We start from the raw sequence: 3,406 nt of genomic DNA on the forward strand, positions 1-3,406 counted from the left end.
GAAGACAGGTAAAACCGTGTCGGTCCTTCGTTCGGGTTATCCGGCATATTTTATTTCGAAGAACAAGATCACGCTGACTCCGGACATGGATATAGACGCACTCTTAAAGGAAGTTGAAATGCGCTATAAAAATCAGCCATATAGCACTATTGATGGTTTGAAAATTGAGTTTGATAAACAATGGGTGCATCTCAGACGGTCAAACACAGAACCAATCATTAGGATCTACTCAGAAGGCGATTCTGAAACTGTTGCCAACAATCTTGCTCAGAAAATCATTTCTGACATCCAGGAAATACTTAGACCAACCTAATTAATACCAATGCGTGTATATTTTGATAATGCAGCCACAACTCCGATAGATAAGGATGTTTTAAAAGCGATGTATGAAGTGATGGAGACCCAATACGGTAACCCATCATCGATCCATGCACATGGGAGGGAGGTTCGGACCATCATCGAGAAGGCTCGTAAAACGATTTCCGGCTTGCTGCATGCATCTCCTGCAGAATTTTTCTTCACGTCAGGGGGGACAGAAGCCGATAATATGGCTATCAGAAGCGGAATTCTTGATCATGGAATAAAACACGCAATTACGTCGAGGATCGAGCATCACGCTGTTCTTCACACGCTGCAGGCCCTCGAAAAGAGTGGTGTGATCAAATTGAGCTACGTCAACATCGATGGTAAAGGAAATATTGATATTGCGCATCTTGAGGAACTCCTGAAATCAGAAAGCAGGAGTTTCGTTTCCTTAATGCATGCTAATAATGAATTAGGAACAATTACAGATATTGAGGCCGTTGGCGAGATCTGCGAGCAATATGATGCGATTTTTCATTGCGATACAGTACAGACCATGGGACACTACGTCCATGATCTAAGCAAGTTGAAAGTACATTTTTTGGTGTGCGCAGCTCACAAGCTTCATGGACCGAAAGGGGTTGGGTTTCTATATATCAATCATAAGATCAAGATCAATCCAATGATCGTCGGCGGCTCACAGGAGAGGAATATGAGAGGCGGTACAGAAAACGTTTATGGGATTGTAGGGCTCGCAAAATCTCTGGAGATAGCTTATAACCAGATGGAGCAGCATCAGCAATATATCCATAGCCTGAAATTATATATGATAGAACAGCTGCAGGAAAATATCCCGGGAATTGAGTTTAACGGTGAAATTGATCCGGGAAAAAGCCTTTATACTGTTTTGAATGTATCGTTTCCTGCAATGGATATGGCAGAAATGCTTCTTTTTAGCCTCGACATCGCCGGTATATCTGCTTCAGGCGGTAGTGCGTGCAGCTCGGGTACGAATATTGGATCGCATGTTTTGAATGGAATCCAGGCGGATCCTGATCGCCCGGCAGTTCGTTTTTCCTTTAGTAAATACAATACCAAAGAAGAGATCGATTTTGTTGTTGAAAAGTTGAAGGAAATTTGTAAGGTGCCGTTGGCTAGGTAATATTGGACATTTTCAGAAAATAAAAAGGATATATAATATTTACTTGTAAATCATGAAAAAAACCCTTGTTACTTTGAACCTTAAACAATTATATGAGAATTCGAAAAGACATCTGAAGGCTTTTCGCGGTAACGACTTGCAGGATTTTAGATTGGAGCAAGCCGAACAAAAATCAGAAAACGAATGGGACGTTGTAGTTTCTTTTTTAACTCATGATCCAAAAGCAGTGCAAAGTGTGTTTAATGTACCGTTAGGTGTAAGCAACCCCTCGTTGGAGCGTGTATATAAAAGATTACTCCTGGATTCAGATGGCGAGTTAATTAAATATCTCATCTACAAATAAGTGAGATGATCCTGGTAGACACCAATTCTTTGATATTAATTGTTTTAGGGCTGATGGATCCCAGATTAATTAACACTCATTCAAAGACATCGATTTATGAGGAGGAAGATTTCAATCATCTGATGATCTTTATTGGCGACCTAAAAAATATTATAGTAACTCCAAACATACTTACTGAGGTTGACAATCTGTTAAATAATTTTTCGGGAAATTTGAAATATCCCTACATAAATGCTTTCATAAGATTGATTAAAGAATCCTCTGAAACTTACATTAGATCGACGGAAGTCGAGGCGCATAAATTTTTTATTTTTGGGTTAACTGATTCAATAATTTTAGAACTTGCTCCTAAAATCGATTGTTTAATTACATCGGATTCAAAGTTATCTGATTATGCAACAGGAATTGGTATTAGGACATACGACCTGATAGCAGAAAGAAATAGGCGTTTTTTGCAGTAAATGTTATCGGATAACTTTTTTTATTGCCAATCCATATTTTTTGAAACAAAAATCGATGCAAACGCATTATTCTTTTGTATCAAAACATAAAGGCTATGAAACCGATTAATAAAAATCAAGATAAAAGGACTAGTGATCCATCTAATGTAAGTCAGAATCCTGCTCACAAACAGAGCAAACGGAACCCGGCAGATGATGATCAGTCAACCACATATGTTGATCTGGACAAAGCTAATTTTGCAGATCGTAAACATGGAAGGACTACAGATTCGTTAGGCCCGGATCATGAGCCCGGAACTGTGTAAAATATATAGGTCAAAAACACTGAATATATCCCGCGAAAGCGGGATTTTTAATTTCTTGAGAATTAGCTACTTTTATTAAAATAAACGTATGAAACGCAGATCATTTATTCAAAACGCCGGGATGTCTATCGGAATGCTTGCCCTTTTACAAAACAAAGGATTCGCAAATCTTATCACGCAGACACCTTATAAAATGACTCTGTTGAGGAAAGATGTAGGGATTTTTACCGAGCAGGGTGGAACTATCGGATGGATGGTCAACAACGAAGGTGTAGTTGTGGTAGATAGTCAGTTTGCTAATACGGCAGTTCATCTGATTGAAGAACTCAAAAAGAAGTCTGAAAAGCCTTTTAAATATTTGATAAACACTCACCACCACGGTGATCATACAGGAGGCAACATCGCTTTCAAAGGAATTGTCGACCACGTGATAGGCCATGCAAATTGCCTTATCAACCAAAGGGCCATAGCTGTTACTCAAAAGTCGGAAGACAAGCAATTGTTCGCCGATACCGTTTTTAACAATCAATGGAAAACGAAGGTTGGATCGCAGGGCATTCACGCGCAATACTTTGGCGCGGGCCATACTAATGGAGATGCGATCATTCACTTTGAGGATGCAAACATCGCTCATATGGGCGATCTGATGTTTAACAGAAGGTTTCCTTTCATTGACCGTGCTGCAGGAGCTAATATCAAAAGCTGGATCCAGGTACTGGATAAAGCAATGGCTAAATATGATTCAGACACCCTCTTCATATTCGGGCATTCTCTTGATCCTGAAAAAGTAACGGGCAAAAAGGAAGATATTAAGGCAATGCAAAATTATCTG

General features: G+C 39.5%; 5 protein-coding genes and 1 pseudogene. All 6 read left to right on the forward strand.

The window, feature by feature from the left end; genetic code table 11:
• Positions 1 to 313: pseudogene (locus WKF69_RS13250) on the forward strand (phosphoglucosamine mutase); the annotation flags it as partial.
• A 9-nt stretch (positions 314 to 322) separates the two neighbouring features.
• Positions 323 to 1,465: a cysteine desulfurase family protein gene (locus WKF69_RS13255; protein ID WP_340382551.1), complete on the forward strand. Its 1,143-nt coding sequence runs from the start codon at positions 323 to 325 to the stop codon at positions 1,463 to 1,465.
• Between the two features lie 52 nt (positions 1,466 to 1,517).
• Positions 1,518 to 1,808 (forward strand): hypothetical protein, encoded by a 291-nt coding sequence (locus WKF69_RS13260; protein ID WP_340382552.1) that lies wholly within the window; start codon positions 1,518 to 1,520, stop codon positions 1,806 to 1,808.
• Between the two features lie 5 nt (positions 1,809 to 1,813).
• Positions 1,814 to 2,269 (forward strand): hypothetical protein, encoded by a 456-nt coding sequence (locus tag WKF69_RS13265; RefSeq protein WP_340382553.1) that lies wholly within the window; start codon positions 1,814 to 1,816, stop codon positions 2,267 to 2,269.
• A gap of 95 nt (positions 2,270 to 2,364) precedes the next feature.
• Entirely contained in the window at positions 2,365 to 2,574 is a 210-nt protein-coding gene (locus WKF69_RS13270; RefSeq protein ID WP_340382554.1) for a hypothetical protein, read from the forward strand.
• Positions 2,575 to 2,662: 88 nt separating this feature from the next.
• A partial coding sequence (locus WKF69_RS13275) for an MBL fold metallo-hydrolase (RefSeq protein ID WP_340382555.1) occupies positions 2,663 to 3,406 on the forward strand: 744 nt, incomplete at its 3' end.

Source organism: Daejeonella sp. (assembly GCF_037719425.1).
Lineage (GTDB): Bacteria > Bacteroidota > Bacteroidia > Sphingobacteriales > Sphingobacteriaceae > Daejeonella.

Bases quoted from the DNA above. Each gene is read 5' to 3' on its own strand.
- WKF69_RS13255 (WP_340382551.1), top strand. From the start codon at position 323: ATGCGTGTATATTTTGATAATGCAGCCACAACTCCGATAGATAAGGAT.
- WKF69_RS13260 (WP_340382552.1), top strand. From the start codon at position 1,518: ATGAAAAAAACCCTTGTTACTTTGAACCTTAAACAATTATATGAGAAT.
- WKF69_RS13265 (WP_340382553.1), top strand. From the start codon at position 1,814: ATGATCCTGGTAGACACCAATTCTTTGATATTAATTGTTTTAGGGCTG.
- WKF69_RS13270 (WP_340382554.1), top strand. From the start codon at position 2,365: ATGAAACCGATTAATAAAAATCAAGATAAAAGGACTAGTGATCCATCT.